The sequence below is a fragment of the Methyloversatilis discipulorum genome (assembly GCF_018780585.1).
In the GTDB taxonomy this organism is placed as follows: Bacteria; Pseudomonadota; Gammaproteobacteria; order Burkholderiales; family Rhodocyclaceae; genus Methyloversatilis; species Methyloversatilis discipulorum_B.
In genome coordinates this window covers 38,591-65,495 of the sequence record NZ_JADMJL010000016.1, presented here as the reverse complement: position 1 = coordinate 65,495, position 26,905 = coordinate 38,591, and the positions used below count along the sequence as shown (strand labels likewise).

Sequence of the window (26,905 nt, the reverse complement as noted above, 5' to 3'; positions counted from 1 at the left end):
CAATCGACGCCGTGAACACCGGAACTTCGCACTCCGACGGCCAGGCCGCACGGAAGGCCACGCACGCACCGGCCCGCCGCGTGCGCGGTCTGGCGCGCTGGCTGCCGGTGCTCGACTGGGCACCGCGCTACGACCGCCCGGCCTTCGGCGCCGACCTGCTGGCTTCGCTCATCGTGACGCTGATGCTGATCCCGCAGAGCCTGGCCTACGCCCAGCTCGCCGGCCTGCCGCCGCACATCGGTCTGTACGCGAGCATCGCACCGCTGTTCGCCTACGCGCTGTTCGGCAGCAGTCACGCGCTGTCGGTCGGCCCGGTCGCGGTGGTGTCGCTGATGACGGCGGCGGCAGTCGGCGGACTGGGCATCGCCGACGAGGCGGCGCGGCTGCAGGCGGCGCTGACGCTGGCCGCGCTGTCCGGCGCCCTGCTCGTCGTGATGGGCGTGCTCCGACTGGGCTTTCTCGCCAGCTTCCTGAGCCACCCCGTGGTGTCGGGCTTCCTCACCGCGTCGTCGCTGCTGATCACGCTGAGCCAGCTCAAGCACCTGCTGGGCATCCGCGCCGACGGCGACACGCTGCCGGAACTGCTGCCGACGCTGCTCGCCGGGCTGCCCGCCACCCATCTGCCGACCGCGGCGCTCGGCGGCGCCGTACTGGCCTTCCTCTACTGGACGCGCACGCGCCTCAAGCCATTGCTCGTGCGACTCGGCGCCGGGGCGCGCACCGCCGATACCTGTGCCAAGGCCGGGCCGGTGCTGGCCGTGCTCGGCAGCACGCTGCTGATGTGGGCGCTGCAACTGGACGAGGCGGGCGTGCGCAAGGTGGGCGACATTCCGGCCGGGCTGCCACCGCTGACGATGCCCTCACTCGATCCGGCGCTGCTGTCGCAGCTGGCGCTGCCGGCGCTGCTGATCAGCATCATCGGTTTCGTCGAATCGGTGTCGGTGGCACAGACCTTCGCCGCCAAGCGCCGGCTGCGCATCGAGCCGGACCAGGAGCTGATCGGCCTCGGCGCGGCCAATCTGGCGGCGGCGGCAACCGGCGGCTATCCGGTAACCGGCGGGCTGTCGCGTTCGGTGGTCAATTTCGACGCCGGTGCGGCGACGCCGGCGGCCGGCGCGTTCACCGCCGTCGGCATCGCGCTGGCGTCGCTGACGCTGACGCCGGCGCTGCACTATCTGCCGCAGGCCACGCTGGCCGCCACCATCGTCGTGGCCATCCTGACCCTGGTCGATACCGACACGCTGCGCAGGACATGGCGCAGTTCCCCTCCCGACTTCCTGGCCGCCGCCACGACGCTGGTCGTCACCCTGCTGTTCGGCGTGGAAGCCGGCGTCAGCGCCGGCGTCGTGCTGACGCTGCTGAATCACCTGTGGCACGCCAGCCGCCCGCACATGGCGGTGGTCGGCCGGGTACCCGGTACCGAGCACTACCGCAACGTCGAGCGCCACGCGGTCGATACCGATCCGTCGCTGATCGGCCTGCGCGTCGACGAAGGTCTGAACTTCATGAACGCACGCCAGGTGGAGGACCGCATCCTGGCGCTGGTGGCCGCGCAACCGTCAGTGCGCAACGTGGTGCTGATGTGTTCGGCAGTCAACGACATCGACGCCAGCGCGCTCGAAATGCTGGAGAGCGTGGTGCACCGTCTGAAGGACATGGGGGTGCTGCTGCACCTGTCGGAAGTGAAGGGGCCGGTGATGGACAAGCTGGAACGCACCGACCTGCTGCCCCATCTGGGCGGCCGGGTGTTCCTGTCGCATCACGCGGCGGTCACTGCGCTGACTGCCGGAGCTTGTCCACCTCGGTCCTGAAGCGGCGGCGCAGTTCTTCGGTCGGCTGCCCTTTCGCCTGCGCCGCCTGGATGGCGCGCAGGATGTCGACCGCGCCAGCGTCCTCGGCCAGGGTCTGTACTGCCGGCGTAGCCCCGCCGGCGACCAGTTCGGCGCGCTCGGCACCGGCCTTGCCACGTTTCGCCGAGATGACCAGCGCCGACGGCGGCGCCTTCACCGTCTGTTTCGCCGACGCCTTGCGATGGCGATCGACTGCCGCCATGAACTGGCGGCGCAATGCTTCGGTCGGCTTGCCCTGGGCCTCGGCCTGACGCAGCTTGTTCAGCAGTTCGCTCACTTCGGGTGGCGCCGGGATCGATGCCTGCGGCGGCGGCGTCGGTGCGGCCACCGGCGGTGCGCTGACCGCCTCGGCCACGTTCTCCTGCGGTGCCACCAGCGTCGCGATCTTCAACCGGTTGTAGCGCAGCGCCCAGGCCAGCGCGTTCTCGCCACGGTCGGACACCGCGGTGGTGCTGGCGCCGGCGTCGACCAGCGCCTTCACGATGCCCTCGTTGCCCTCGCGCACCGCCATCATCAGCGGCGTCGCCAGATTCGGCGCACGCGCGTCCAGCTTCGCGCCGTGACGCAGCAGCAGATCGACGATGCGCGTCTTGCCGGCGAAGGCGGCGTAATGCAGCGCGCTCCAGGTCTTGTCCGGCGGATTGAGCGACGCACCGCGCTCGATCAGCCACTCGACCGCCCGCTGGTGGCCCTTCCACGCCGCCAGCGCGATCGCCTGCTCACCGATGCGGCTGACGTAGTCGATATTGGCGCCGCGCTCGACGAACAGCTCCATCAGCCGGATATTGCCCTCGGCCGCCGCGATCATCAGTCCGCTGCCGGTGACGTCGGCCTCGAAATCGGGCGGCAGCCCTTCGTCCAGCCAGCGGGAGGCGGAACGGATGTCGCCCATTTCCATCGCCCGTCCGAAGCGTGAAGGATCGGGCAGTTCGGCCTGTGCCGATGCCATGAAGAAGGCTGCGCTGACGGTGATCAGCGCGCGTGCGGCTGCATTCAAATCGTGAGTCCTTGTGAGGGCCACAGCCGCGCCGACGCGGCTGCGGCAAAATGGGAAGGAGTTTACCGACCCCGCCTGACGGTTTGTCCCGCCTGAAACTTCCTTTCGCACTTGCACTGTCCGCACTGCTGCACGCCGCTCTGCTGCTCTGGCCCCGCGCGTCCGACGCGCCGGCGGCGCCGACGGTCGAGCGACTGCAGGCCCGCCTGCTCGCGCCGCGTCCGGCCGAAACGCAGCCGGAGCCGCCTGCGGCCACCCCACTGCTGAAGGACACGCGCAGCGAGCGCGCCGACGAGGCGCCGCCGGCGCCGGCGGTCGTGGCCGCGCCGCGCGCGGCTCCGGTCGCCAGCGCACGGGCGCGCGAACGCGCGCAACGGCAGCTGAACACGCACGTGTTCTATCCGCAGGAAGCGATAGACCGCGGGCTCGAAGGCGAAGTGAGACTGCGTCTGGTGCTCGACGACTCGGGCCGCGTGATCGACGCCGCCGTGCTGGCCGGCAGCGGTCACCCGCTGCTCGACCGCGCCGCCCTCGACGCCGCCCGCCAGATCGGCCGCATCGACGCCGGCGGTGCACGCGAACTGCTGCTGCCGGTCGTGTTCAGGCTCGAGTAGTCGGCCTCGACGGCGGATCGAGCGTGCTTTCGTGGGAGCGGCCTTGGCCGCGACACGGCCGCTGCGGTCCGCCGGCTCTGATGCAGGCTGCTCTCGGGGTCAGAAGACCCCTCCCACAGGACCCTGGCTCAGACCGGGTCGTCGTCCTGCGGCAGCTCGGGCGTGGTGTCGGGGACGCGGTATTCCTCGTTCGCCCAGGCACCGAGGTCGATCTGCTTGCAGCGCATGCTGCAGAAGGGTCGCGCCGGGTTGGAGGGTGCGTACAGCGCGGGTTCGCCACAGCGCGGGCAGACCACCATGCGGCCGGCGGGGGGTGTTGCGGACGTACTCACAGATTGCAGAAGGTCAGTTCGAAGCCGACGTCGGTGTCGGTGACGCGCGGACGGGCGTGGCCGCCGTGCGCGATGAAGCGGATGTTCAGCGCGTACTTGTTGGCGCTGATCTCGGGTGTGAAGGGCTCGTTCAGCGGCACGCGCAGGCGCAGCATCTGCGCCGACTTGCCACCCATCATCATCTGGAACGCGCCATTGCCGGCGATCTGCCGCTCCGGCCGCCCGCTGGCACGCAGCAGGCGCAGCACGATGGTGAGACCGTCACGGATGGGCAGCATCGGGTTAAGCCAGCTGGCCAGATCGGCCTGCCGCGCCGACGCCTCGCGATGCCGCCAGTAGTGGTAGGACGGCAGATCGAATTCGCACAGCCCGCCCGGAATCGCGGCGCGGCTCTTGATGCTCATCAGCCACTCGTTCTCGCGCAGGTACTGGCCGATCTTGCCGGCCATCGCGAGCAGCGCGGCACTGGCCTGCTCGATCTCGTACAGCGCGCCGGACAGCGCCTCTTCGGAAATGTCGGGGTTGTTGCGGAAGGACATCAGCGTCTGACGCTGGCGCTCGAGCTCCTGCACCAGATCGACCTTCAGATCGGCCCGCGACGCGACTTCAAGGATTTCGAACAGACTCACCAGTGCGACATGGTGTTCGTGCGCCCCGTCGCTGCGCATGAAATGCTGCGTGCGCTCGAACAGATCCTCCAGGCGCAACAGCGTGCGTATGCGCTCGTTCAGAGGATATTCGTAAGTGATCACAGGGGCTTGTCCGGCACAAGTTCAAGCAAATTCTGATGATTCTGACCGAAAAGCCGCACAGTCACAACGCTCCGGCGGGCTTTTCTGCTGCAGCCAGTGTCAGATAGCGACGATGCAGCGCGTCGACCCGGGCCGGCAGCGTCTGCGCCGGACCGCTGTTGTCGATCACGTCGTCGGCCGCCGCCAGCCGCTGCGCCCGCGTCGCCTGGGCGGCGATGATGCGGTCCGCCTCGTCAGCCGTCAGGCCGCTGCGCGCCATCGCGCGCACGCGCTGCTGCTCGACCGGGCAATCGACGACCAGTACGCGGTCGCAGCGCTCGCGCCAGTTGCCGGCCTCGACCAGCAGCGGTACGGCCAGCACGACATAAGGTGCATCGCTGGCCTCGACCCGGCGGCGCGATTCGGCGCGGATCAGCGGATGCAGCAGCGCCTCGAGCCGGCTGCGGGCGGAGGGGTCGGCGAATACGTGGGCACGCATGCGGACGCGGTCGAGCGCGCCATCGGCAGCGATGAAGTCGTCGCCGAAGGTCGCGCGCAGCGGCTCGATCGCGGCGCCGCCCGGTGCGGTCAGCGCGTGCGCGATGGCATCGGTATCGACCAGTCCGGCTCCGTGCGCGACGAACAGGTCGGCCACCGTCGACTTGCCGCTGCCGATGCCGCCGGTCAGACCCACCACGAAGGTCATGGGCAGTCCGCCGCCTCGACGCCCTCGACGGTCGCCTGCGGCTCGGCCAGCAATGCCGTCAGTTCGGCGTCGTCGCCGCGCAGTTCCAGGCGCAGGCGTCCGGCCTTGCCCTCGCGCATCGCGATGCGCGCGCTGCGCACCCCCTGCCCGTTCAGGCTGGACATCAGTTCCTTCGCCGCCATTTCGGTCTTGAACAGGCCGAGCGAAATGGCGAACTTCTGACCGTCGGCGTCCGGCATCAGCGCCATCTCGCGCACGCCCAGCGCGCGCAGTTCGGCCTGCTTGCGATCGGCCAGCTGGCGTGTCGCGAGATCGGGGATATGCACCCACCACGACGGGCTGCCCGGCTGCTCGCTTTCAGTGACTTGCACCGCCGGGTAGGCCTCGCGCGCGCGGGCGACGAACGGGTCGGCCTGCTCGCGGGTGAAGCCGGCCAGCACGCGACAGACGGCGGCCGGCGCCGCTTCGGCGTCTGTGGCCGCCGGCTCGCTGGCGACGACCGGCGCAATGGCCGCCACCGGCGCCACTGCACCACCATCGACCGGAACGATGCGGATGCGCTCGGGATCGATCTGGCTGGTCAGGCGCAAGGGCTCGGCGCCGTCATTGCCCAGCACCAGCATGCCGGACGCAAAGGGCCACAGCGCGATATTGATCAGCAGCAGGAGGAGAAAGGCGAGACGCATCGGTATCAGCGCAATGACGGACGCAGCGCGAAGCAGTGATCCGTCATTTCATCACATCCGCCGCGACGCGGGCCAGCCCACGCAGCACCAGATTATCGACGCGGCGATGGGCGCAGACCAGATAGGGCGACAGCGCCTCGGCACCGCCGCCCGACAGCAGGATGGTGGCATCGGCGCCAAGCCGCGCCTGCACGCGCTCTATCAACGCCGCCTGGGCGCCGGCGCAGCCGTTGTGGATGGCATCGTCGGTATTGCGCGGCCACTCGACCGGCGCGCCCTGCGCGTGCGGCAGACCGGCCGTGTTGCGCGCCAGCGATTCGAGCATCAGATGCAGGCCAGGCAGGATGTAGCCCCCGAGAAAGCGGTCGTCGGCGTCGAGCACGTCGACTGTGGTGGCGGTACCCGCGGTCGCCACCACGAGCGGACCGCGCTCCAGCGTGCGCGCGCCGATCAGCGCCGCCCAGCGGTCGGCGCCGAGGCGTGACGGCGCCGCATACATATTGGTGATGCCGCAGGCCGCCGACTGCGACTGCACGCGATGCGCCACACAGCCGGACGGCAGCGCGGCGCGCAGCGCGGCATCGACCGCGTCACCGGCGACGCAGGTATAGACCGCGGCCGTCGCGTTGCGCCAGGCCGAGGCGAGCGGCGCGCCATCGATGTCGGCAACGTCGATGCCCGATTCGGTACCCGGCGCGTCGCCCTGCAGCCACGCCCATTTGATCCGGCTGTTGCCGGCATCGATCAGCAGCACCATGGACTCAGTTCCGGACCGGCGCGCGCAGCGACACGTCACCCGCCAGCACGCGCTCGATGCGGTCACCACAGTCGAGCAGCAGCGCGCCGTCGGCGTCGGCACCGACGCACAGGCCGCCCAGCGCGCGCATTTCACCTTCGACCTCGACCGCACAGCCGGCATGCAGATTGAGTCGGTTCCAGCGCTCGGCGAAGGCAGAGAAACCCTGCGCGGCAAATACCGGCAGCGCTGCGGCCAGCGCGTCGAGTGCGGCGGCGGCGATGCGCAGCCAGTCCTGCTGCGGCGGTGTGCCGTCGAACAGCGCGGCCGGTGGCAGCGCATAGTGGCCGGACGGCGGCGGCGCCAGATTGATTCCGACGCCGATTACCGCGTCGGTGTGTGTTGCCGCCGACGCCAGTTCGATCAGTACGCCGCCCAGCTTGCCGGCGCCCTCCCCGGTGGCGCGCATCAGGTCGTTCGGCCACTTCAGTGCCAGCCCGTCGAAACCCTGCGCCGTCAGCGCCTCGGCCAGCGCGACGCCGACCGCCAAGCTGAGGCCGGACAGCCGGTCGGCGCGGCCGTCGAAGCGAACGCGCAGCGAGAAGGTGAGGCTGTCGCCGGGCTGCGCCGTCCAGCTGCGGCCGCGGCGGCCGCGGCCACCGGTCTGTGCCAGCGCGAACAGTGCGCACGGCACGCCGTCGCGGCGCTCCAGCAGGTCGCTGTTGGTGCTTCCGGTGCGCGCACAGACATCGACGCGCCAGTCGGCAGGTACGGAGGGTGCGCGATCGCGCAGTGCTTCGGCGAAAGTGGAGGCGTCGTCGGCAGTCATGCGGCGGATTGTAGCCGCGCCGCCGGGCCGACGCCCGGCTGCGTCCTCACTCGCTGTCGCCGTCGGCGTCGCGCCCGCCTTCGATGTTCAGCTCCTGGATCTTGCGCGTGATGGTGTTGCGACCGATGCCCAGCAGCTGCGCCGACTCGATGCGGCGGCCGCCGGTACTGGCCAGCGCGCGGCGGATCAGCGTGCGCTCGAACTCCTGCACCAGATGGTCGAACAGCGCCGGCTGCTTCAGCGCGATCAGGCGATCGACCTCGGCAGCGAGCGAAGCGACCCAGTCGCCAGTCACTTCGCGCGCCGGCTGGGCGCGCAGTTCGGCCGGCAGATCCTTCACGTCCACCGTCTGGCCGGGCGCCATGACGGTGAGCCAGTGGCACAGGTTCTCCAGCTGGCGCACGTTGCCGGGGAAATCCAGCCCCTGCAGGTAGCGCATCGCCGGCTCGGACAGGCGCTTGGCATCGACGCCCAGTTCCTGCGCGCTCTTCGTCATGAAGTGCTGGGCCAGCAGCACGATGTCCTCGCGCCGCTCGCGCAGCGGCGGAATGCGCAGCCGGATCACGTTCAGCCGGTGGAACAGATCCTCGCGGAACAGCCCCTGCTTCACCCGGTCTTCGAGGTTCTGGTGGGTAGCCGCAATCACGCGCACATTCGACTTGATCGGCGAATGGCCGCCGACGCGGTAGAAGTGGCCGTCGGACAGCACACGCAGCAGGCGGGTCTGCAGTTCCGGCGGCATGTCGCCGATTTCGTCGAGGAAGAGCGTGCCGCCGTCGGCCTGTTCGAAGCGGCCGCGTCGGGTCGCGGTAGCGCCGGTGAAGGCGCCGCGCTCGTGGCCGAACAGTTCTGATTCGAGCAGGTCGCGCGGAATGGCCGCGGTGTTGATCGCGATGAAGGGCGCTTCGCGGCGCGGACTGTGCCGGTGCAGCGCGCGCGCCACCAGTTCCTTGCCGGTGCCCGATTCGCCGTTGATCAGCACGGTGGCGTGACTCTGCGCGAGCCGTCCGATGGCGCGGAACACGTCCTGCATCGACGCCGCCTTGCCAAGGATTTCCGGCGCCATGTCGGCTTCCGCCGGCGCCCCACCCTGGTGCATGCTTTCTTCGATTGCACGCCGGACGAGTTCGATCGCGTGATCGACGTCGAAAGGCTTGGGCAGGTATTCGAAGGCCCCGCCCTGGAAGGCGGCGACCGCGCTGTCGAGATCCGAATACGCGGTCATGATGATGACCGGCAGACTGGGGTGACGCGCCTTCACTTTCTCCAGCAGAGACAGTCCGGACTCGCCCGGCATGCGGATGTCGGACACCAGCACCTGCGGCTGGCCGCCGGCGTCGAGCGCATCGAGCGCCTCCTGCGCGGTGGAATAGGCTTCAAAGGGAATGGACTCGCGTGCAAGGGCCTTTTCCAGCACCCATCGTATCGAGCGGTCGTCGTCGACGATCCAGACCGGATTCATGGTTTCTCCGTCGTGCCCTGCTTGAAGGGCAGAAGTATTGTGAAAACTGTATGGCCGGGCCGGCTCTGCACCTCGATGGTGCCGTGGTGCTGGTGCACGAAGCTCTGCGCCAGCGTCAGCCCGAGGCCGGTGCCGCCATCGCGGCCGGACACCAGCGGATAGAAGATGCGATCGAGCAGTTCCTCCGGGATGCCGGGGCCGTTGTCGATCACTTGCAATTCGAGTGCCAGCTTGTGGCGCCGCTTCACCAGCGTGGCCTGGCGGTAGGCGCGCGTACGCAGCCGGATCACGCCGTCGCCCTGCATCGCCTGCGCCGCGTTGCGGGCGATATTGAGCACCACTTGGATCAGCTGTTCGCGGTCGGCCACCAGATCGGGCAGGCTGGTGTCATAGTCGCGCTGCACCGCCACCTTCGGGAATTCGGCGCCGATCAGCAGGCGCACGCGCTCCAGCACCTCGTGCACGCTGACCGAACTGACCTGCATCGCGCGGTGCGAATGCAGCAGCCGGTTCATCAGATCCTGCAGGCGGTCCGATTCCTTGATGATGACCTGCGTGTACTCGCGCTGATCGGGCCGCTCCAGTTCGCCCTCCAGCAGCTGTGCGGCCCCGCGGATGCCACCCAGCGGGTTCTTGATTTCATGCGCGAGGTTGCGGATCAGCTCGCGGTTGGCCTGTTGCTGCTGCAGCAACTGTTCCTCGCGCGCAACGCGCAGTTGCTGGTCGATCGGACGGAACTCGAGCAGAATGCGAGCGGCATCGGCATGCACCGGCGACACCGTGCAGTCGAGCTGCAGCGGACCGCCGAGCAGACGCTGCACAGTGAGGTTGTGGCCGGTATAGCTCCAGTCCTTGGCCAGCGCATTGTCCAGTGCGGTGTCCAGGCCGTGATCGGGGCCGATCAGGCGTTCGCAGTGCTTGCCGACCAGCTTTGACGAACTGACCGCGAACAGATTTTCCGCGGCCGGATTCAGATAGACGATGTTGCGTTCCGCGTCGAGCAGCGCGACCGCGCTGGCGAGAAGTTCGAGCCCGTTGAAGCGGTCGGGCCAGACGCGGGTAGGGGTACGGGGCGAAGGCAGGCTCATGGCGCCAGATTACGCAAGAAGCGCGCCAGGGCCGATGCGCCGGAGCGCGGGACGCTCAGGGCAGTTTGGAAATCTCCTTGCGCAGCGCGTCGACGTTGCGTTCGTGCAGAGCGACATTGTCCTTGAGCCCCTGGATGCGATCGAGATACTTCTGGTAGTTGCGTTCATCGCCCAGTCGCACCGCTTCGCCCTCGGTGAGCGCCTTGCGCGCCGCTTCGAGATTCTTCGTTTCGGTGTCGAGTTCGGCTTCGAGTATGCGCCGGCGTTCGCCGTCGCGCGCCTTCTGCTGGTCGCCGCTGACGCTCGGAAAGCCGCCCGACGGGGCGGCCGGCTTGGGCTGCGTCGCCGCCGGCCCGGGCACCGAACTGACCGGCATTTCGCTGGAAAGCAGCTTGCAGCCGCGCGCACGCGACTTGTCGTTGGTATAGGTGACGTGACCATCGGCATCGACGCACTTGTAGACGTCAGCCGATGCCGGCAGCGCCGCAAGCGCGGCAGCGGTGGCAATCAGGATGCGGTTGAAACCTCGGAACATGTGGGTCACCAGAACGGATCGGGTCATTGCCGGGCGAGTGTAGGACGCCCGCCCGCGCAGTGACAATGAAAAAGGACGGCAAGTTGCCGTCCTTTTTCTCGGGCCGGAACGCACATGCCGTCCCGACCTTCAACGCCACGCGTGCGGCTTTCGCCGACACGCGTTCCGGAAAACCGGATCAGAGGCTGTAGTACATCTCGAACTCGACCGGGTGGGTCGTCATGCGGGTGCGGTTGACTTCGCCCATCTTCAGTTCGATGTAGGCAGCGATGAAGTCTTCCGAGAACACGCCACCCTTGGTCAGGAAGGCGTGGTCGGCTTCCAGCGCGGCCAGTGCTTCGTCGAGGCTGGCGCAGACGGTCGGGATGAGCTTGTCCTCTTCCGGCGGCAGGTCGTACAGGTTCTTGTCAGCCGGGTCGCCCGGGTGGATCTTGTTCTGCACGCCGTCCAGACCCGCCATCATCAGTGCGGCGAAGCACAGGTAGGGGTTGGCCAGCGGATCCGGGAAGCGGGTTTCGATGCGACGGGCCTTGTCGCTGGCCACGTGCGGAATGCGGATCGAAGCCGAACGGTTACGCGCCGAGTAGGCCAGCTTGACCGGTGCTTCGTAGTGCGGAACCAGACGCTTGTACGAGTTGGTACCCGGGTTGGTGATCGCGTTCAGCGCCTTGGCGTGCTTGATGATGCCGCCGATGTAGTACAGCGCGAACTCGGACAGGCCGGCGTAGCCGTTGCCCGCGAACAGGTTCTTGCCGTCCTTCCAGATCGACTGGTGAACGTGCATGCCGGAGCCGTTGTCACCGACGATGGGCTTGGGCATGAAGGTCGCAGTCTTGCCGTAGCTGTGGGCGACGTTGTGCACGATGTACTTCAGCGTCTGCGTCCAGTCGGCGCGGCGGACCAGGGTGTTGAACTTGGTGCCGATCTCGTTCTGGCCGGCGGTCGCCACTTCGTGGTGATGCACTTCGACCGGGATGCCGACGGCTTCCAGTGCCAGCACCATGGCGGCACGGATGTCGTTGTGCGAATCGACCGGCGGAACCGGGAAGTAGCCGCCCTTCACTGCCGGACGGTGACCGGTGTTGCCGCTCTCGAACTTCTCGCCCGACGACCAGGCGGCCTCTTCCGAGAAGATCTGCACGCGGCAGCCCGACATGTCGATGTTCCACTCGACGCTGTCGAAGATGAAGAATTCGGGTTCCGGACCGAAGTAGGCGGTGTCGCCCAGGCCGGAGGACTTCAGGTAGGCCTCGGCGCGCTTGGCGATCGAGCGCGGGTCACGGTCGTAGCCCTTGCCGTCCGACGGTTCGACCACGTCGCAGCTGATGACCAGCGTGGTTTCGTCGAAGAACGGGTCGATGAAGGCGGTTTCCGGATCCGGCATCAGCAGCATGTCGGAAGCCTGGATGCCCTTCCAGCCGGCGATCGACGAACCATCAAACGCGTGACCTTCGGTGAACTTGTCTTCGCCGAACGCGCTGATGGGCACGCCGACGTGCTGTTCCTTGCCACGGGTGTCGGTGAAACGGAAGTCGACGAACTTGACTTCCTTTTCCTTGATGATGTCGAGAACCTGCTTCGCGGTGGTCATGAATCTCTCCTACGAGGTATGTATGTGCAACAGTCGGCTTGAAGGGTCACGACGAGCTGTCGCCGGTGTCCGGCGACAGCTCCGGCGCAGCCATGGCGAACGACCCGATCGAGGGTACGCCCCGGCTGCGACTTTTCCTGCTGCGCGGCCTGAAGCAGAACCCGTGCCACGCGATCATTTCAACCTTGTGATTGTGCCACATGCGGGCTTGCGGCCGGTGACATGCACAAAACAGGCGCAGCAACGCACCAACATGGGGATATCGACAAACGCAACGCACCACTTCGGTGCCTTTCTGTCCGCAGGAATGGCGCGCTATATACTTCCGTCCATTCAATAGATGGGCGTACGCCATGGCAACACTCGGACAAATCCTCGGACTCGCGCGCGAGCGCGCGCAACAGCTGCAACTGCCCTATGCCGGCGCGGTCACACCGACCGAAGCACACGAACTGTTGAAACTGGCCCCCGGCGCCCGCATCGTTGACGTGCGCACGTCGGCCGAATGGCAATGGGTCGGCGAGGTGCCGGATTCGGTGCAGATCGAATGGAATATGTCCAACGGTCAGCGCAACCCGGATTTCCTGACCCAGCTGAAGCACCAGGTCGATCCGGAGGCGCTGGTGATGTTCCTGTGCCGCAGTGGCGGACGTTCGCATGGCGCGGCCGCGGCCGCGGCCGAAGCCGGTTACAGCAACGCCTACAACATCCTCGAAGGCTTCGAGGGTGACGCCGACGCCAATGGCCACCGCAATACGGTTGGCGGCTGGCGCAAGGCCGGACTGCCCTGGCACCAGGGCTGAACGCAGTTCAAGGACACCGCATGCAAGTCGCCACCATCAGTTTCGACCGCTTCAACGCACTTGCCGACGAACAGGCGCAGGCGCGCATCCTCGCCGCGCGCGAAAGGCTGGGCCAGCGCGCGGTCATCCTCGGTCACCACTACCAGCGCGAGGACGTCTATCGCCACGCCGATCTGACCGGCGACTCGCTCAAGCTGTCGCGTCTGGCCAGCCAGACCGATGCGGAGTACATCGTGTTCTGCGGCGTGCACTTCATGGCCGAGGTGGCGGACATCATGTCCAAGCCGGAGCAGATCGCCATCCTGCCCGACCTCGCCGCCGGCTGTTCGATGGCCGACATGGCCAACCTCGCCAAGGTCGAGCGCTGCTGGCGCGAACTGCGCGGCCTGCTCGGCGACGACCCGGACAACACCTTCACGCCGGTCACCTACATCAACTCGGCAGCCGATCTGAAGGCCTTCTGCGGCGAGCACGGCGGCATCGTGTGCACCTCGTCGAACTGCGGCAGCATTCTCGAATGGTCGCTGGCGCGGCGCGAGAAGGTGCTGTTCTTCCCCGACCAGCACCTCGGCCGCTGGACCGGCTACAACATGGGCATTCCGCTTGAGGACATGCTGGTGTGGGACCCCGATCTGGAGAACGGCGGCCTCACCGCCGAACAGGTGGCGAAGGCGAAGATCCTGCTGTGGAAGGGTCACTGTTCGGTGCACCAGATGTTCCAGCCCTCGCACATCCTGCGCTGGCGCAACCAGAATCCGGACGGCATCGTCATCTCCCACCCGGAAAGCGCTTTCGAGGTGTGCCGCCAGTCGGACTTCGTCGGCTCGACCGAATACATCCTGAAGACGGTGAAGGCCGGCGCGCCCGGCACCAAGTGGCTGGTGGGCACCGAACTGAATCTGGTGAATCGCCTCGCCGACGAAGTGAAGCACGAGGGCAAGACGGTGCAGTTCATGGCGCCCACCGTCTGCATGTGCTCGACCATGCAGCGCATCGACCCACAGCATCTGGCGTGGACGCTCGAAAATCTGGTCGAGGGCAATGTCGTGAATCGCATCAGCGTGCCCGCGCACGAGGCCGTGCCCGCCAAGCTCGCGATGGACCGCATGCTGGCTGCTTCGCCATAAGGTCTTCCGCTTCATGGACTGGATGCAGGCCTGGGAACTTGCCAGCTATGTCGTGACGACACTGGGCCTGCCGCTTGCCGTCATCACCTTCATCTATCAGCAGCGGCGCGAGCGCGACAACGAGGACGAAGAGGCGTACCAGATGCTGTCGGACGCCTACATCGACTTCCTGAAGATCGTGCTCGCCAACCCCGACCTGCCGCTGCGCGAGAACCATGCGCCGGAACAGCTCAGCGACGAGCAGCGCCGGCGCATGCAGACCATCCACCAGATGCTCATTTCGCTGTTCGAGCGCGCCTATCTGGTCGCCTGGACCGACGAACCCGACGGGCTGGCGGCGCGGCGCTGGGCCTCGTGGGACGACTACATGCGCGAATGGCTGGCGCGCGACGCCTTCCATGCCGAACTGCTGATGCTGCTGCGCGGCGAGGACCCGGCATTCTGCCGCCATATGTTGAAGCTGGCCGACGAAGTGCGCGGCCACCCGCTCACCTCATGACCGAACTGCGCATCTGCACCTGGAACATCCACAAGGGGTTTTCGCAGTTCAATCGCCGCATGGTGATCCACGAACTGCGCGAACGCCTGCACGCATTCGGCGCCGATCTGGTGTTCCTGCAGGAGGTGCAGGGTCAGCACCACGGTCACGCCGAGCGCCACGCCGACTGGCCGACCGAGCCGCAGTACGAATTCCTCGCCGACCAGATGTGGCCGGCCACCGCCTACGGCCGCAATGCGGTCTATGACCACGGCCACCACGGCAACGCCATCCTGTCGCGACACCCGATCTCGCAGAGCGGCAACGTCGACGTGTCGGCGCATCGTTTCGAGCAGCGTGGCCTGCTGCACTGCGTGATCGAACCGGACGGCGCCCACCGCGTGCACGCGCTGTGCGTGCACCTCGGCCTGACCGCGCGCGGGCGACGCCAGCAGTACGCGATGCTGGCCGAGCACATCCGCCGCACCATCCCGGCGGAGGACGGCCTCATCGTCGCTGGCGACTTCAACGACTGGTACAACCGGGCCGAAGAGCAATGGTCGCGCGCACTCGGTCTGCACGAGGCGCACAGCGTCATACACGGCCGCCCCGCGCGCAGCTTTCCCGCCGCCTTTCCGCTGCTGCGGCTGGACCGCATCTACGTGCGCGGCGTCGACGTACGCGAGGTGAAGCTGCACTCCGGGCCGCCCTGGTCGCGCGTGTCGGATCACGCCGCGCTGACCGCACGTCTGGTCCTGCCGACGCGATGACCCGTCTGCTGCCCGGCAACGACATCCAGCTGCTGGTGTGCGGCATGCAGTACTTCCCGGCGCTGGAAGAAGCGATCGACCGTGCGCACAGCGAAATCTTCCTCGAAACCTATATCTTCGACGACGACGACACCGGCCGCCGCATCGCAGCCGCACTGGCGCGCGCCGCGCGACGCGGCGTACGCGTTCGCGTGCTGGTCGATGGATTTGGCGCGCGCGACTTCGAGGTCACGCACCAGAGCGCACTCGAAGCCGCCGGCGTGCATGTGCTGATGTTCCGCCCGGAAGTCGGCCGCATGAGTTTCCGCCGCAACCGTCTGCGCCGCATGCACCGCAAGATGGTGGTGGTCGACGCACAGACCGGTTTCGTTGGCGGCATCAACATCATCGACGACATGCACACGCCCGGCCACACGCCGCCACGCTTCGACTACGCGGTACGCGTGCGCGGGCCGCTGGTGGCGCGCATGCACCTCGAATGCCAGAAGCTGTGGGAGCGCGTCGCCTGGGCGACGCTGCAGTTCCGGCCGCGCCTGCCGCGCACCAGCCGCTACGCCAACCGTCACACCGGGAAGATGCGTGCAGCGCTGCTGGTGCGCGACAACCTGCGGCACCGGCATGACATCGAGAACGCCTACCTGCAGGCGATAGACGGCGCCTTCGAGGAGGTGCTGATCGCCAATGCGTACTTCCTGCCCGGCCGGCGCTTCCGTCAGGCGCTGATCGCCGCCGCCGCGCGCGGCGTCAAGGTGACCCTCATCCTGCAGGGGCGCGTCGAGTACGCGCTGCTTCATTACGCCTCGCAGGCGCTGTACGGCTCGCTGCTGTCGCAGGGCATACGCATCTTCGAATACCGGCGCAGCTTCCTGCACGCCAAGGCGGCGGTGATCGACCAGCACTGGGCCACCGTCGGCTCCAGCAACATCGACCCCTTCAGCCTGATGCTGGCGCGCGAAGCCAATATCGTCGTGCACGACATCGGCTTCGCCAACGAACTGCGCCAGAGCCTGCGCGCCGCCGCCCGCCACGGCGGACGCGAGTTGCGGCACCGCCAGTGGAAGACCCGCCCACTGCACGAACGGCTGCTGCGCTGGATCGCCTACGGCATGGTGCGGCTGATGATCGGCCTGGCCGGCGAACGGGTGAGCCGGCACATGCTGCGCAAGAAATAGCGCGCTTTCAGCGTGATTTCAGCTTCCTTCCCTACACTGGGGGCATGAACCTGAAACGCATCGCACTTTTCGTTTTGCTGCCCGCCGTGCTCGTCGTATCCGCCGCCGGTGTCGTGCTGCTGCACGCGCCCGACACGCTGGCCGGCGACGACCAACAGCAGGCACGCGCACTGAGCCAGCGCGGCGACATCCTGCCGCTGGAGAAGATCGCCGAACGCGCGCGCGCAGAAAAGCCGGGCAAGCTGATCGACATCGAACTCGAACAGAAGAAAGGCATCTGGGTGTATGAAGCCGAGATACTCGACGACGCCGGCCGCGTGTGGGAACTGAAGCTGGATGCACGCACCGGCGCACTGCTGAAGATGGAGCAGGACGACTGACATGCGCCTGTTGCTGGCCGAAGACGACGAAACACTGGTTGCCGGACTGAAGCCGCTGCTCGAACGCGCCGGCTACGCGGTCGACGTCGCGACCGACGGCGTGTTCGCGCAGCTGTCGGCGGAAGCCATCGACTACGACCTCGTGATACTCGATCTCGGTCTGCCGCGGCGCAACGGCGTCGACGTGCTGCGCCAGTGGCGCGACGCGCGGCGCGCGATGCCGGTGGTGGTGCTGACCGCGCGCGACACCTGGCAGGAAAAGGTCGAGGTGCTCAATGCCGGCGCCGACGACTACGTCTGCAAGCCCTTCCACAGCGAGGAACTGCTGGCGCGCATCGCCGCCGTGCTGAAGCGCAGTGCGGCACGCCGCGCGCCGGGCCCGCTGGCACGCGGCCCCTTGAGGCTCGACGAAGCGACGCAGAGCGCGGCACTCGATGGCGGCGCCCCGATAGAACTGAGCAGCATCGAATTCCGCCTGCTGCGCTGCTTCATGCTGCACGCCGGCCAGGTGCTTTCGCAGCAGCGCCTGAACGAACACCTGTATGACCACGCCACCGATCACGACAGCAATGTCATCGAAGCCCACATCACGCGCTTGCGCCGCAAGATAGGGCGCGACTGGATACAGACGCGGCGCGGTCAGGGCTACGTGTTCGACGCCCCGGAGGCGCCGTGAAGTACGCGCTGCGCACCCGTCTTGCCGCCGGCCTGGCGATCAGCTTCGTACTGCTGGCCGGGCTGCAGTGGCTGCTCGCCGGCATCGCCATCGAACGCCTGCTCAAGGCGCAACTGGCCCAGCGACTGGAGCGCGACGCCGAGAACCTGCTGGCGGCGCTCGACGGCGACGCCGGCGCACCGCTGCAGCTCGACGACGCGCGTATCGGCGGCGAATACCGTCAGCCCTTCTCCGGCCATTACTTCCGCATCGTGATCGACGGCGGTGACGACATTTCGTCGCGCTCGCTGTGGGACGGCACGCTGGCCCTGCCATCCGCCGGCAGCGAGCGCATCGCGCAGAGCGAGGCTGCCGGCCCGCAGGGACAGTCGCTGTGGCTGCTGTCGGCGCGCTACGAAAAGCGCGGCCAGTCGGTGCGCATACTGGTTGCCGAGGACCTGTCGGCGCTGCGCGCCGGGCTGCGCGAGTGGCATCTGCTGTATGGCGTGCTGACGCTGGCCGTGGTCGCGCTCGTGCTGGCCGTACAGCAGTGGGTGGTGCGCCGTTCGCTGGCGCCGCTCGATACGCTGCGCGCGCAGATGCAGGCGCTCGAACGCGGCGAACGCGAGCGGCTCGACGTCGCGCTGCCGGACGAGATCGCGCCGCTGGTCGATCAGTTCAACGCGCTGCTCGGCATGCTGCTGCGCCGCTCGCAGCGCTCGCGCGACGCGCTCGGCAACCTGGCGCACGCTCTGAAGACGCGGCTGGCGGTGCTGCTGCAGGTGGCCGAATCGCCGGCGATGGCGGCCCACCCCGAACTGCAGCAGCGCATGACCGACAGTACCGAACTGATGCGCCGCGCCATCGAGCGCGAACTGCGCCGCGCGCGACTGATGGGCGGCACCCACCCGGCGCGGCGCAGCGACCTGCGCGACGCAGCCGAGCGGCTGGCGGCCACGCTGGCCATCCTGCACGGCGAACGCTCGCCGGACATCGCGCTCGACATCGCTGCCGACGTCACGCTGGCAATGGACGCGGAAGACCTGATGGAGCTGCTTGGCAACCTGATGGACAACGCCTGCGCCTGGTGCCGCCGCCGCGTGCGGCTGTCGGTCGAACGTGGCGCGGACCTCAAGCTGCTGATCGAGGACGACGGCCCGGGCTGCGCGCCCGAACAACTCGAATCGCTCAGCGCGCGCGGCTTCCGCGCGGACGAGACGAAACCGGGCCACGGCCTCGGCCTGTCCATCGTGCGCGACCTGGTCGACAGCTATGGCGGCGCACTCGAATTCGGACCGTCACCGGTCCTCGGCGGACTGCGCGTCACCGTGCATCTGCCGTCACGCATGGCGCTCGACGCGCCCTCACCCGAAGGAGTACGGCCATGAAGAACGTCCTGATCGCCACCACGCTGCTCGCTGCCCTGCTCGCACCGCCTGCCTTCGCCGACGACGACGATCTGCCGAAGATGCGCGCCATCGCCGAGGCGATGAAGCTCATCTCGCTGGAAGATGCGACCGCCAAGGCGCTCGCCGCCAAGCCGGGCACGGTGATCGAAGCCGACCTCGAACGCCGCTTCATGAGCGACGACTACGATTACGAGTTCGAACTGATCGACACCACGGGCAAGGAGTGGGACGTGCATATCAACGCGCGCGACGGCTCGGTACGCTCGATGCGACGCGACTGGTTCGACTGAGCGCCGGCGGAAAGGGACGGCTGCGCTGACGCACTGCACGCAGACCGCAGCCGCGCACGGGCGCACAATATCGTCTTTCAACGCAGGCTCCGAAAGACGATGAATACGCCCACCTCCGACACCCTCTCCCACTGGATCGACGGCCAGCGCAGCGCGCTGGACAGCACCCGCAGCGCCGACGTGTTCGATCCGGCGCACGGACAGGTGGCCAGGCAGGTGCTGCTGGCGTCCGATGCGGACGTGAGCCGCGCGGTCGCCAGTGCCGCTGCTGCGCAGCCGGCCTGGGGCGCGCTGGCGCCGCAGCGCCGGGCGCGCGTGCTGTTCCGGATGAAGGAACTGGTCGAGCGGCACAGCGCCGACATCGCGCGACTGATCACGCGCGAACACGGCAAGACCTTCCCGGACGCACAGGGCGAAGTGCAGCGCGGGCTGGAAGTGATCGAATTCGCCTGCGGCATTCCGCAGTTGCTCAAAGGTCAGTATTCCGACCACGTCGGCGGCGGCATCGCCAACTGGAGCCAGCGCATGCCGCTCGGAGTGGTCGCCGGCATCACGCCGTTCAACTTCCCCTTCATGGTCCCGATGTGGATGGCGCCGGTCGCGCTGGCCTGCGGCAACAGCTTCATCCTGAAGCCGTCCGAACGCGACCCGTCGCCGTCGCTGCTGACTGCCGAACTGTTCCGCGACGCCGGCCTGCCGGACGGCGTGTTCAACGTGCTGCAGGGCGACCGCGTCGCGGTCGATGCGCTGCTCGAACACCCGGACGTGCGCGCGGTGAGCTTCGTCGGCTCGACGCCGATCGCCCGTCACATCTACGAGACGGCGGCGAAGCACGGCAAGCGTGCGCAGGCGCTGGGCGGCGCGAAGAACCACATGGTGGTCATGCCGGACGCCGACCTCGACCAGGCGGCCGACGCGCTGATCGGCGCCGCCTACGGTTCGGCCGGCGAGCGCTGCATGGCGATTTCGGTCGCGGTGGCGGTCGGCGACATCGCCGACGCGCTGGTCGAGGCGGTGCGGATGCGCGCGCAGAAGCTGAACATCGGCGACGGCGAAGCCGACGGCACCGACATGGGTCCGGTGGTGACCGCCGCCCACCGCGAACGCATCGTGTCGCTGATCGACGCTGGCGTCGCCGAAGGTGCGCAGCTGGTGCTCGACGGCCGCCGCCACACGGTGGCCGGCCGCGAACAGGGTTTCTTCCTCGGCGCCACGCTGTTCGATCGCGTCACGCCGGCGATGCGCATCTGGAAGGAGGAAATCTTCGGCCCAGTGCTGTGCGTCGTGCGCGCGGCAAACCTCGCGGACGCGATCGCACTGGTGAACAGCCACGAGTACGGCAACGGCGTGTCGCTGTACACCCGCGACGGAGCCGCTGCGCGCGAATTCGGCCAGCGCATCGAAGCGGGCATGGTGGGCATCAACGTCCCGATCCCGGTGCCCATGGCCTGGCATTCCTTCGGCGGCTGGAAGCAGAGCCTGTTCGGTGACCTGCACGCCTACGGCGAAGAGGGGGTGCGCTTCTACACCCGCTACAAGAGCATCATGCAGCGCTGGCCGGACAGCGGTTCGAAGGGGCCGGAGTTCGTGATGCCGGTGAACTGAGCGGTCAGGCGGCGCCGCGCGCCAGCAGCGCGGTCGCCTCGTCCGCCGGCATCGGTTTGCCGAACAGATAGCCCTGACCGATGCGGCAGCCCTGCTCGCGCAGGAAGGCCAGCTGGTCTTCGGTTTCGACGCCCTCGGCGACGGCCTCGATGCGCAGGGAACCGGCCATCGCGAGTATGCAGGCGCAGATGGCGGCGTCATCGGCGTCGTGGCCGATGTCACGCACGAAGGACGCGTCTATCTTCAGCACGTCGATCGGAAAGCGCCTGAGGTAGGCGAGGCTGGAATAGCCGGTGCCGAAATCGTCGATGGCGACCGCGACGCCCAGCCGCTTGAGGTCGCCGAGAAGCTTCACCGTCTGGCCGATGTTGTGCATCAGCATCGATTCGGTCAGTTCCAGTTCGAGATTGCGCGGCGACAGGCCGCTGCGCTCGAGTTCGCGCGACACGGTACGCACGATGTCGCTGCCGACGAACTGCCGCGCCGACACATTGACCGCCACCCGCAGTTCCGGGTCGAAGCGTTCCGCCCACAGCTTGCCCTGCTCGCAGGCTCGGCGCAGCACCCACTGTCCGAGTGGCACGATGAGGCCCGTTTCCTCGGCCAGCGGTATGAAGTCGAGTGGCGATACCAGCCCGCGTTCCGGATGGCGCCAGCGCACCAGGGCCTCGAAGCCGATGACGCGGCGCCCGTTCAGCAGATCGACCTGCGGCTGGAAGTGCAGCTCGAACTGCTCCTGCGCCAGCGCGGTGTGCAGTTCGGCTTCCAGGCGCAGCACACCGGAGGCGGCGTTCTGGTCCGGCTCGTGAAAACGGATCGTGTTCCGCCCCGCCTGCTTGGCGCGGTACATCGCGGCGTCGGCATGGCGCAGCAGCGTCGCCACGTCGCGGCCGTCGCGCGGAAACACCGCCACACCCATGCTGGCGGTGCAGTGGATGTCGTGATTCCGTATCGACACCGGCGGCGCCAGCGCGCCCAGCATCTGTTCGCATACGGCCTGCGCGTCCTGCGCCTGGCGGATCTCCGGCAGCAGCACCACGAACTCGTCGCCGCCCAAGCGCGCTACCGTGTCGCTGGCGCGCACCCGCTGCGACAGGCGACGCGACAGCACGCGCAGCAGTTCGTCGCCGGCGTCGTGCCCCATGCTGTCGTTGACGATCTTGAAACGGTCGAGGTCGATGAACACGACCGCCATCATCGCGTCGGTGTCGATCGCGGCGTCGATCGCCTTCTGCAGCCGCTCGTTCAGCAGGATGCGGTTGGGCAGGCCGGTCAGCACGTCGAAGTGGGCGGCCTGACGCAGCTTGGCTTCGCTGCTGCGCTGCTGCGTCACGTCGCGGGCGATGCCGTCGAGGCGTATGCGCGCACCGTGCTCGTTGAACACCACGCGCGCCCGGTCGAGTATCCAGCGCACTTCGCCATCGGGCCGGACAACGCGGTACTCGGTGGTCAGGCTGCCGCTGGTGGTGGCCTCCTTCAGCGAGCGCAGCATGCGTGCGCGGTCGTCCGGATGCACCATGTCCAGCCAGTCGACCTCACCGTGGAGGAAGGCCTCAGCGCTCACGCCGTAGATGGCTTCGGCCGACGGGTTCAGATAGACCAGCTTCTGCGACGGCAGCTCGATCGACCAGATGATGTCTTCCAGCGTGGCCAGAATGCTGTGCAGCCGCAGTTCGCTCTCGCGCAGCTTCTGCCGTTCGGCACGCAGTGCGCGGGCGGTGGCCGACTTGGTCAGTTCGCGATCAACCACGGCACCGAGGCGCAGCAGGTTCTGCTTGAGCAGGTAGTCCTGTGCACCGGCGCGCATTGCATCGACGGCGACCGCCTCGCCGATGCCGCCCGACACCAGGATGAAGGGCAGATCGGGTTGCATGCGCCGGACCGCGGTCAGCACGTCCAGACCGTCGCAGTCGGGCAGCACGTAGTCGGAAATCACGATGTCCCAGTGCAGCTCGCGCAGCGCCACTTCGAGCGCGGCCACGCTGTCTACGCGGCAGTGTTCGACGGCAAAGCCCGCGGCGCGAAGCTTGGCCAGCACCAGGAGTTCGTCGACCGGATTGTCCTCGACGATGAGCGCGCGCAGCCGTCTCGCGACGACGCCTGCGTCGCGAGACGGTGGATACTCAACATCACGGCCATGCAAGGGGGGCATCGATGCCAGCCTTGGTTCGACAATGGTCCGTTAACGGCGGACAGTGTCCTTGCTTGAACCCTGACTGAACGACGCACGGGTGGGTGGGCTACACCGCCCTACTCGATCAGCAGCGTCGGCAACCAGTGCGACCTCGGGTCACCCGCGCTCAGGTCGGCGTCACGCAGCGGCCGCGTACGCCGTTCCGCCGGCACGCTGTCCGGTGTGATGAAGGGGTCCATATCGACGTCGTGCACCCGACCTTCGATGCGCTCGCCAACCACCTTCATACGATAGTACACACCGTTGAACGGATCGATGTGCAGCGAGGCCGGCGCGGTGCGCATGAACATCAGCGCGTATTCCAGCGGCACCAGATCGCCCGCGCTGACCACCTGCGGCTCACGTTCGACCGGAAAGCTGCACAGGCGCTGTGTCGGCCCGGTCAGACAGCGGAAGGGTCGCATCGCGAGGAAGTACTCTTCCAGCCGCGAGTCCAGCGTCACCTTGAAGGAGGAGCGGCCGTCGCCCAACGGTGCAAACACCACCTGACCGATCACTTCGCGCCCTCCGCTGGCATTGGTGAGCACGATGGATCTAACGCCGGACAAGGGATCGGCCTGCGCCGGCAGCGCACTCATCAGCGCGCACAGCACCGTCGCAATCACCGCTTTGCTCGATTTCATCTTCGCCTCTCGTCGTCAGGAGGTTTCAGTTCGGCTCACCCGTGGTGCCTCGCGGCCGGCCGGAAACTGCCACGAGTATGACCGGTCGACAGCCCAAGTCCTTACTTTGGCTCGCCGCCCATGAACAGACGTCACGCCCTCCAGGCGCTCGGCTGCCTGATGCTGCGACCGGCCGGCTCGCACGCCGGCAACGGAATCGCGCTGGACGCGCTGCGCTCGGGCGGCGCCCTGCTGCTGCGTCATGCGCTGACGGAGCCCGGCATTGGCGATCCGCCGGGCTTTCGCCTCGATGACTGCAGCACTCAGCGCAACCTGTCCGCAGGCGGCCGCGCGCAGGCTCGCGCGGCAGGCGAGGCGCTACGGGCGCGCGACGTGAAGATGGACGCGGTGTACAGCAGCGCCTGGTGCCGCTGCATCGATACCGCGAAGGAGATGTTTCCGGAACTGCAGGTGGAGGTGTTGCCGGCGCTGAATTCCTTCTTCGCGGGCCAGGGCGACCGCGAGCGGCAGACCGCGGCGCTGCGCCAGTGGATCGCGGCGCTCGACGACGGACTGCGGGTTGCGCTGGTGACGCATCAGGTGAACGTGCTGGCGCTGACCGGCGACAACCTCGCGATGGGCGAGGCCGTCGTCGTGCAGCCGGACCGCCGCGGCGGTGTGCGGGCCGCCGGCCGGCTGGCGCTGTGAGGCGCGGGCGACGGATCAGTACTTTCCGGCCTTCACTGCGGCGAAGTGTTCGTCATAGCGGAACACGAAATCCTTGTCCTTCAGTGGCGCATGGCAGCCGCGACAGGCGTCGTACTTCGCGTCGCCGTTCAGCTCGCCATTGCCCTTGAACGCGGAATAGATCCAGTTGCCGTTGCGCTGCGCCTCCGGCACCGCGCCGCCCCAGCCGGCGTTCTTGCCCATGACGAACACGGCGGCCAGCTTGTCCTTCACCAGCTTGCCGTCGGCGCCCTTGACCGCCTTGCCGTCGGCATCGAGCTTGACTGACCAGTTCTCCATCACGAACACCGATCCGTCGGGAAAGCCCTTTTCGGCACTGCCCTTCTTCGCATCCGCGTTCATGTAGATGTCGCGTATCTGTTTGACGTCCTCGCGCTGTACCGCGGTCAGGAAAGCGGGCCAGGACTTGTAGTCGGTCGGCAGCGGCAACTGGCCGTCGTCGAGCCGGGCGACCGGCGTGCTGCCCATCTGGCTGCAGCCGGCGACCAGCGCCCCGAGAACGAGTGCGGACAGCAGATTCTTCTTCATCGGATAACTCCTCGCATGGCACGGGTGGTTGAACGGGTACCAGCGCTGCATCGCGTCTGCAGCGCTGGCACCCTGTGTGCCCTGTCTACGCGCGGGAGGCGTTTCCGGATGCAGTCGAGGTCGGAGAAATCTGCGCACGACGCCGACGCAGGCCTTCGACCGACAGCAGCAGCAGGCCGACGCCGATCAGCAGCATGCCGGTCAGTTCGTTCGCCAGCGGCCGTTCGCCCAGCTGCAGCGCCGCCGCCAGCACGCCGATCACCGGCGTCAGCAGCGACACCATGCTGGTGGTCCCGGCCGACAGCCGGCGCAGCGCGTACAGCCACAGCAGCCAGGCCAGTGCATTCGCCAGCACGATGTTGAAGCCGAGCGCGCCGATCAGCGACGGCGTCCAGTTCGCTTCCCGCGCCGGCCAGAACAGCGCGAAGGCGACCAGCGGCAACGAACCGAACAGCATCTGCCAGGCCGTCATCGACAGCAGATCGATGTCCGGTGCGCGGATCTGCAGACGCTTGGCGACGATGACCGCCAGCGCCCACAGCGCGCCGGCACAGGTGGCCAGCGCCATGCTGGTCAGGTCGCCCCCCAGATGCGCCGGATCGAGGATGAACAGCAGGCCGGCCAGCGTGGCGACCGCCGACGGCCACTGCCAGCCGTGCAGCCGCTCGCCCAATAGCGGCCAGGCAAACACCATGACCCAGAAAGGCATGGTGTAGGTGAGCACCGCCGTCTTGCCGGCGCCGCCGCTGACCAGCGCGAGGATGATCAGTCCGGTGAAGCCGGTGGTCTGCAGCACGCCCATCGTCGCCACCCAGGGCAGGTGCTGTGGCCGGAACGGCCGGCGCAGCACCGCCATCAGCGCGAACAGGCTCAGCGCGCCGCCGAAGGTGCGCCAGGCGCCGAACTGGAAGGCGTCCATATCGACCAGCGCGATCTTCATGACCACCCAGTTGTAGCCCCAGATCACCGCCAGCAGCAGCAGGGCGGCGACCGCGCGCAGCGACGGCGAGCGGGTATTCATGCCGGTGCTCCTCAGTTCCAGGTATGGGTCAGCGCGCGCCAATTGCCATCGGGCTGGCGGCGATAGACCACGGTGATGTGGCCGGAGAAGGTCTGCAGTTCGCCGTCGGCGTTCTTCGCCTGCGCACTCCAGCGGCCGCGCTGGGTGGCGAGCGCGTCGTCGCCGGCGACCGCATGCAGTTCGATGCGGTGGTTGTGGATGCCACTGGCGATGGCACCGGCAAACAGCGCCTGGATGGCCGCCGGGCCAATGGCCGCGTCGCCACCGGCGGGCAGCACGGCCGCTTCGGCGTCGTACAGCGCGGCGACGGCTGCGGCGTCGCCGCGGTTGAAGGCGGCGTCCCAGCGGGTGTTGATGTCGGCAATGGCGGTCTGGAGTGCGCTCTGGGTCATTTCAATATCCTTTCAGTGTGCAGGGTTGATACGGAGGCTAACTATTCAGGCAAATTTTTTTACGGGTCACGTGAATGCATCGAGCCCAGCATGCACGGCTCCCAGCATCGACTGCAGCAGCACGCGCTGGTTCTCGTCCAGCCCGGCCATCAGCGTGCGCACCCGCCGGTAGTAATCCGGCATCACGGTGTCGAGCACGCCCTGCCCCGCCGGGGTCAGCCGCACTGTGGTGCGCCGGCGGTCGGCGGTGTCGAACACCCGCTGCACCAGACCGTCGCGCTCCAGTCCATCGATCAGACCGGTCATCGTCGCCCGCGTCACGCCGGCCTTCTCCGCCAGCACCGACGGTGAGGATTCCAGCGTTTCCTCGCGGAACAGCAGGATGAGCACCCACCACCGCCCCTGCAGCAGACCGTGCCGCGCCAGGAAGGCATCGAGGGCCTGCGACAGCTCGGTCGCCGTACGCAGCAGCGTCAGAAAGCCGGTGACGGCGCTGACATCGGCGTCCGGATAGCGCTGCGCAAAGCGACGCAGGATGTCGGGGGTCGGAAGATCGCGTACCTGGAGCATATACG

31 protein-coding genes are annotated in these 26,905 nt (G+C 67.7%); 14 read left to right on the top strand and 17 right to left on the bottom strand.

From position 1 onward, the window contains the following. Positions 1-11 precede the first annotated feature (11 nt). Positions 12-1,811, top strand: a complete 1,800-nt coding sequence (locus tag IV112_RS06330) for a SulP family inorganic anion transporter (protein ID WP_304001937.1) — start codon at positions 12-14, stop codon at positions 1,809-1,811. Here IV112_RS06330 and IV112_RS06325 read toward each other — a convergent pair. Then, positions 1,771-2,847 (bottom strand): ankyrin repeat domain-containing protein, encoded by a 1,077-nt coding sequence (locus IV112_RS06325; RefSeq protein ID WP_304001936.1) that lies wholly within the window; start codon positions 2,845-2,847, stop codon positions 1,771-1,773. The two genes, IV112_RS06330 and IV112_RS06325, sit on opposite strands and share 41 nt — an antisense overlap. 83 nt (positions 2,848-2,930) lie before the next feature. Between IV112_RS06325 and IV112_RS06320 the strand changes: the two genes are divergently transcribed. Beyond that, on the top strand, positions 2,931-3,461 hold the full coding sequence (locus IV112_RS06320) for an energy transducer TonB (RefSeq protein ID WP_304001933.1): 531 nt from the start codon (positions 2,931-2,933) through the stop codon (positions 3,459-3,461). Positions 3,462-3,589: 128 nt separating this feature from the next. Here the strand turns inward: IV112_RS06320 and IV112_RS06315 are convergent, their stop codons facing one another. From IV112_RS06315 to glnA, 10 genes are all read right to left on the bottom strand, one after another. Next, on the bottom strand, positions 3,590-3,760 hold the full coding sequence (locus tag IV112_RS06315; RefSeq protein WP_304002770.1) for a DNA gyrase inhibitor YacG: 171 nt from the start codon (positions 3,758-3,760) through the stop codon (positions 3,590-3,592). 29 nt (positions 3,761-3,789) lie between these two features. Beyond that, the gene (gene zapD, locus IV112_RS06310) at positions 3,790-4,545 is read right to left on the bottom strand and encodes a cell division protein ZapD (protein ID WP_020165536.1); all 756 of its coding nucleotides are present in this window, start codon (positions 4,543-4,545) and stop codon (positions 3,790-3,792) included. Between the two features lie 61 nt (positions 4,546-4,606). Continuing rightward, on the bottom strand, positions 4,607-5,230 hold the full coding sequence (gene coaE, locus IV112_RS06305; RefSeq protein WP_304001929.1) for a dephospho-CoA kinase: 624 nt from the start codon (positions 5,228-5,230) through the stop codon (positions 4,607-4,609). Continuing rightward, complete coding sequence (locus tag IV112_RS06300) at positions 5,227-5,916, bottom strand: SPOR domain-containing protein (RefSeq protein WP_304001926.1); 690 nt, start codon at positions 5,914-5,916, stop codon at positions 5,227-5,229. Before IV112_RS06300 ends, coaE begins: the two co-directional genes overlap by 4 nt. Before the next feature lie 43 nt (positions 5,917-5,959). Continuing rightward, positions 5,960-6,673 (bottom strand): type III pantothenate kinase, encoded by a 714-nt coding sequence (locus IV112_RS06295; protein ID WP_304001923.1) that lies wholly within the window; start codon positions 6,671-6,673, stop codon positions 5,960-5,962. 4 nt (positions 6,674-6,677) lie between these two features. After that, positions 6,678-7,481, bottom strand: coding sequence for a biotin--[acetyl-CoA-carboxylase] ligase (locus IV112_RS06290; protein WP_304001920.1), 804 nt, complete (start codon positions 7,479-7,481; stop codon positions 6,678-6,680). 46 nt (positions 7,482-7,527) lie between these two features. Then, positions 7,528-8,943, bottom strand: a complete 1,416-nt coding sequence (gene ntrC, locus IV112_RS06285) for a nitrogen regulation protein NR(I) (RefSeq protein WP_019917186.1) — start codon at positions 8,941-8,943, stop codon at positions 7,528-7,530. Then, positions 8,940-10,031: a nitrogen regulation protein NR(II) gene (gene glnL, locus IV112_RS06280; RefSeq protein WP_304001916.1), complete on the bottom strand. Its 1,092-nt coding sequence runs from the start codon at positions 10,029-10,031 to the stop codon at positions 8,940-8,942. Before glnL ends, ntrC begins: the two co-directional genes overlap by 4 nt. Before the next feature lie 55 nt (positions 10,032-10,086). After that, positions 10,087-10,566: a DUF4124 domain-containing protein gene (locus tag IV112_RS06275; protein ID WP_304001913.1), complete on the bottom strand. Its 480-nt coding sequence runs from the start codon at positions 10,564-10,566 to the stop codon at positions 10,087-10,089. A 178-nt stretch (positions 10,567-10,744) separates the two neighbouring features. Beyond that, positions 10,745-12,157 (bottom strand): type I glutamate--ammonia ligase, encoded by a 1,413-nt coding sequence (glnA, locus tag IV112_RS06270; protein WP_019917181.1) that lies wholly within the window; start codon positions 12,155-12,157, stop codon positions 10,745-10,747. A gap of 38 nt (positions 12,158-12,195) precedes the next feature. Between glnA and IV112_RS06265 the strand changes: the two genes are divergently transcribed. The 11 genes from IV112_RS06265 to IV112_RS06215 all read left to right on the top strand — a co-directional run bounded on the left by IV112_RS06265 (position 12,196) and on the right by IV112_RS06215 (position 20,846). Next, positions 12,196-12,348 carry a hypothetical protein gene (locus tag IV112_RS06265; RefSeq protein ID WP_304001912.1) on the top strand — a complete coding sequence of 51 codons (153 nt, stop codon included), beginning with the start codon at positions 12,196-12,198 and terminating at the stop codon, positions 12,346-12,348. 162 nt (positions 12,349-12,510) lie between these two features. Beyond that, a complete protein-coding gene (locus IV112_RS06260; protein ID WP_304001911.1) occupies positions 12,511-12,960 on the top strand; it encodes a rhodanese-like domain-containing protein in 450 nt (149 codons plus the stop codon). 20 nt (positions 12,961-12,980) lie between these two features. Then, positions 12,981-14,087, top strand: a complete 1,107-nt coding sequence (gene nadA / locus IV112_RS06255; RefSeq protein WP_304001910.1) for a quinolinate synthase NadA — start codon at positions 12,981-12,983, stop codon at positions 14,085-14,087. A 13-nt stretch (positions 14,088-14,100) separates the two neighbouring features. Next, positions 14,101-14,586: a hypothetical protein gene (locus IV112_RS06250; protein WP_304001908.1), complete on the top strand. Its 486-nt coding sequence runs from the start codon at positions 14,101-14,103 to the stop codon at positions 14,584-14,586. Further along, positions 14,583-15,335, top strand: a complete 753-nt coding sequence (locus IV112_RS06245; RefSeq protein ID WP_304001907.1) for an endonuclease/exonuclease/phosphatase family protein — start codon at positions 14,583-14,585, stop codon at positions 15,333-15,335. The genes IV112_RS06250 and IV112_RS06245 overlap by 4 nt, the downstream gene beginning before the upstream one ends. After that, complete coding sequence (clsB, locus tag IV112_RS06240) at positions 15,332-16,507, top strand: cardiolipin synthase ClsB (RefSeq protein WP_304001906.1); 1,176 nt, start codon at positions 15,332-15,334, stop codon at positions 16,505-16,507. The genes IV112_RS06245 and clsB overlap by 4 nt, the downstream gene beginning before the upstream one ends. Positions 16,508-16,551: 44 nt before the next feature. Next, positions 16,552-16,887 carry a PepSY domain-containing protein gene (locus IV112_RS06235; protein ID WP_304001904.1) on the top strand — a complete coding sequence of 112 codons (336 nt, stop codon included), beginning with the start codon at positions 16,552-16,554 and terminating at the stop codon, positions 16,885-16,887. 1 nt (position 16,888) lies between these two features. After that, positions 16,889-17,563 carry a response regulator transcription factor gene (locus IV112_RS06230; protein WP_304001902.1) on the top strand — a complete coding sequence of 225 codons (675 nt, stop codon included), beginning with the start codon at positions 16,889-16,891 and terminating at the stop codon, positions 17,561-17,563. Then, positions 17,560-18,930 carry an ATP-binding protein gene (locus tag IV112_RS06225; RefSeq protein WP_304001901.1) on the top strand — a complete coding sequence of 457 codons (1,371 nt, stop codon included), beginning with the start codon at positions 17,560-17,562 and terminating at the stop codon, positions 18,928-18,930. The genes IV112_RS06230 and IV112_RS06225 overlap by 4 nt, the downstream gene beginning before the upstream one ends. Next, a complete protein-coding gene (locus tag IV112_RS06220) occupies positions 18,927-19,241 on the top strand; it encodes a PepSY domain-containing protein (protein ID WP_304001900.1) in 315 nt (104 codons plus the stop codon). The genes IV112_RS06225 and IV112_RS06220 overlap by 4 nt, the downstream gene beginning before the upstream one ends. A gap of 99 nt (positions 19,242-19,340) precedes the next feature. Beyond that, positions 19,341-20,846 carry a CoA-acylating methylmalonate-semialdehyde dehydrogenase gene (locus IV112_RS06215; protein ID WP_304001899.1) on the top strand — a complete coding sequence of 502 codons (1,506 nt, stop codon included), beginning with the start codon at positions 19,341-19,343 and terminating at the stop codon, positions 20,844-20,846. Between the two features lie 4 nt (positions 20,847-20,850). On the opposite strand, the gene IV112_RS06210 is transcribed toward IV112_RS06215, so the two are convergent. After that, entirely contained in the window at positions 20,851-22,998 is a 2,148-nt protein-coding gene (locus tag IV112_RS06210) for a putative bifunctional diguanylate cyclase/phosphodiesterase (RefSeq protein WP_304001898.1), read from the bottom strand. Positions 22,999-23,096: 98 nt separating this feature from the next. Then, positions 23,097-23,663 carry a hypothetical protein gene (locus IV112_RS06205; RefSeq protein ID WP_304001897.1) on the bottom strand — a complete coding sequence of 189 codons (567 nt, stop codon included), beginning with the start codon at positions 23,661-23,663 and terminating at the stop codon, positions 23,097-23,099. Between the two features lie 120 nt (positions 23,664-23,783). Between IV112_RS06205 and IV112_RS06200 the strand changes: the two genes are divergently transcribed. Further along, a complete protein-coding gene (locus IV112_RS06200; protein WP_304001896.1) occupies positions 23,784-24,350 on the top strand; it encodes a histidine phosphatase family protein in 567 nt (188 codons plus the stop codon). A gap of 15 nt (positions 24,351-24,365) precedes the next feature. On the opposite strand, the gene IV112_RS06195 is transcribed toward IV112_RS06200, so the two are convergent. The 4 genes from IV112_RS06195 to IV112_RS06180 all read right to left on the bottom strand — a co-directional run bounded on the left by IV112_RS06195 (position 24,366) and on the right by IV112_RS06180 (position 26,900). Beyond that, positions 24,366-24,917 (bottom strand): cytochrome P460 family protein, encoded by a 552-nt coding sequence (locus tag IV112_RS06195; protein ID WP_304001895.1) that lies wholly within the window; start codon positions 24,915-24,917, stop codon positions 24,366-24,368. 85 nt (positions 24,918-25,002) lie between these two features. Continuing rightward, positions 25,003-25,938 carry a DMT family transporter gene (locus IV112_RS06190; RefSeq protein ID WP_304001894.1) on the bottom strand — a complete coding sequence of 312 codons (936 nt, stop codon included), beginning with the start codon at positions 25,936-25,938 and terminating at the stop codon, positions 25,003-25,005. Between the two features lie 11 nt (positions 25,939-25,949). Continuing rightward, a complete protein-coding gene (locus IV112_RS06185; RefSeq protein WP_304001893.1) occupies positions 25,950-26,330 on the bottom strand; it encodes a YybH family protein in 381 nt (126 codons plus the stop codon). A 66-nt stretch (positions 26,331-26,396) separates the two neighbouring features. Then, positions 26,397-26,900, bottom strand: coding sequence for a MarR family winged helix-turn-helix transcriptional regulator (locus tag IV112_RS06180; RefSeq protein ID WP_020165562.1), 504 nt, complete (start codon positions 26,898-26,900; stop codon positions 26,397-26,399). Positions 26,901-26,905: the final 5 nt, after the last annotated feature.

Bases quoted from the DNA above. Each gene is read 5' to 3' on its own strand.
- IV112_RS06315 (WP_304002770.1), bottom strand. From the start codon at position 3,760: ATGGTGGTCTGCCCGCGCTGTGGCGAACCCGCGCTGTACGCACCCTCC.
- coaE (WP_304001929.1), bottom strand. From the start codon at position 5,230: ATGACCTTCGTGGTGGGTCTGACCGGCGGCATCGGCAGCGGCAAGTCG.
- IV112_RS06300 (WP_304001926.1), bottom strand. From the start codon at position 5,916: ATGCGTCTCGCCTTTCTCCTCCTGCTGCTGATCAATATCGCGCTGTGG.
- IV112_RS06295 (WP_304001923.1), bottom strand. From the start codon at position 6,673: ATGGTGCTGCTGATCGATGCCGGCAACAGCCGGATCAAATGGGCGTGG.
- IV112_RS06290 (WP_304001920.1), bottom strand. From the start codon at position 7,481: ATGACTGCCGACGACGCCTCCACTTTCGCCGAAGCACTGCGCGATCGC.
- ntrC (WP_019917186.1), bottom strand. From the start codon at position 8,943: ATGAATCCGGTCTGGATCGTCGACGACGACCGCTCGATACGATGGGTG.
- glnL (WP_304001916.1), bottom strand. From the start codon at position 10,031: ATGAGCCTGCCTTCGCCCCGTACCCCTACCCGCGTCTGGCCCGACCGC.
- IV112_RS06275 (WP_304001913.1), bottom strand. From the start codon at position 10,566: ATGTTCCGAGGTTTCAACCGCATCCTGATTGCCACCGCTGCCGCGCTT.
- glnA (WP_019917181.1), bottom strand. From the start codon at position 12,157: ATGACCACCGCGAAGCAGGTTCTCGACATCATCAAGGAAAAGGAAGTC.
- IV112_RS06260 (WP_304001911.1), top strand. From the start codon at position 12,511: ATGGCAACACTCGGACAAATCCTCGGACTCGCGCGCGAGCGCGCGCAA.
- nadA (WP_304001910.1), top strand. From the start codon at position 12,981: ATGCAAGTCGCCACCATCAGTTTCGACCGCTTCAACGCACTTGCCGAC.
- IV112_RS06250 (WP_304001908.1), top strand. From the start codon at position 14,101: ATGGACTGGATGCAGGCCTGGGAACTTGCCAGCTATGTCGTGACGACA.
- IV112_RS06245 (WP_304001907.1), top strand. From the start codon at position 14,583: ATGACCGAACTGCGCATCTGCACCTGGAACATCCACAAGGGGTTTTCG.
- clsB (WP_304001906.1), top strand. From the start codon at position 15,332: ATGACCCGTCTGCTGCCCGGCAACGACATCCAGCTGCTGGTGTGCGGC.
- IV112_RS06235 (WP_304001904.1), top strand. From the start codon at position 16,552: ATGAACCTGAAACGCATCGCACTTTTCGTTTTGCTGCCCGCCGTGCTC.
- IV112_RS06230 (WP_304001902.1), top strand. From the start codon at position 16,889: ATGCGCCTGTTGCTGGCCGAAGACGACGAAACACTGGTTGCCGGACTG.
- IV112_RS06220 (WP_304001900.1), top strand. From the start codon at position 18,927: ATGAAGAACGTCCTGATCGCCACCACGCTGCTCGCTGCCCTGCTCGCA.
- IV112_RS06215 (WP_304001899.1), top strand. From the start codon at position 19,341: ATGAATACGCCCACCTCCGACACCCTCTCCCACTGGATCGACGGCCAG.
- IV112_RS06210 (WP_304001898.1), bottom strand. From the start codon at position 22,998: ATGCCCCCCTTGCATGGCCGTGATGTTGAGTATCCACCGTCTCGCGAC.
- IV112_RS06205 (WP_304001897.1), bottom strand. From the start codon at position 23,663: ATGAAATCGAGCAAAGCGGTGATTGCGACGGTGCTGTGCGCGCTGATG.
- IV112_RS06200 (WP_304001896.1), top strand. From the start codon at position 23,784: ATGAACAGACGTCACGCCCTCCAGGCGCTCGGCTGCCTGATGCTGCGA.
- IV112_RS06195 (WP_304001895.1), bottom strand. From the start codon at position 24,917: ATGAAGAAGAATCTGCTGTCCGCACTCGTTCTCGGGGCGCTGGTCGCC.
- IV112_RS06190 (WP_304001894.1), bottom strand. From the start codon at position 25,938: ATGAATACCCGCTCGCCGTCGCTGCGCGCGGTCGCCGCCCTGCTGCTG.
- IV112_RS06185 (WP_304001893.1), bottom strand. From the start codon at position 26,330: ATGACCCAGAGCGCACTCCAGACCGCCATTGCCGACATCAACACCCGC.
- IV112_RS06180 (WP_020165562.1), bottom strand. From the start codon at position 26,900: ATGCTCCAGGTACGCGATCTTCCGACCCCCGACATCCTGCGTCGCTTT.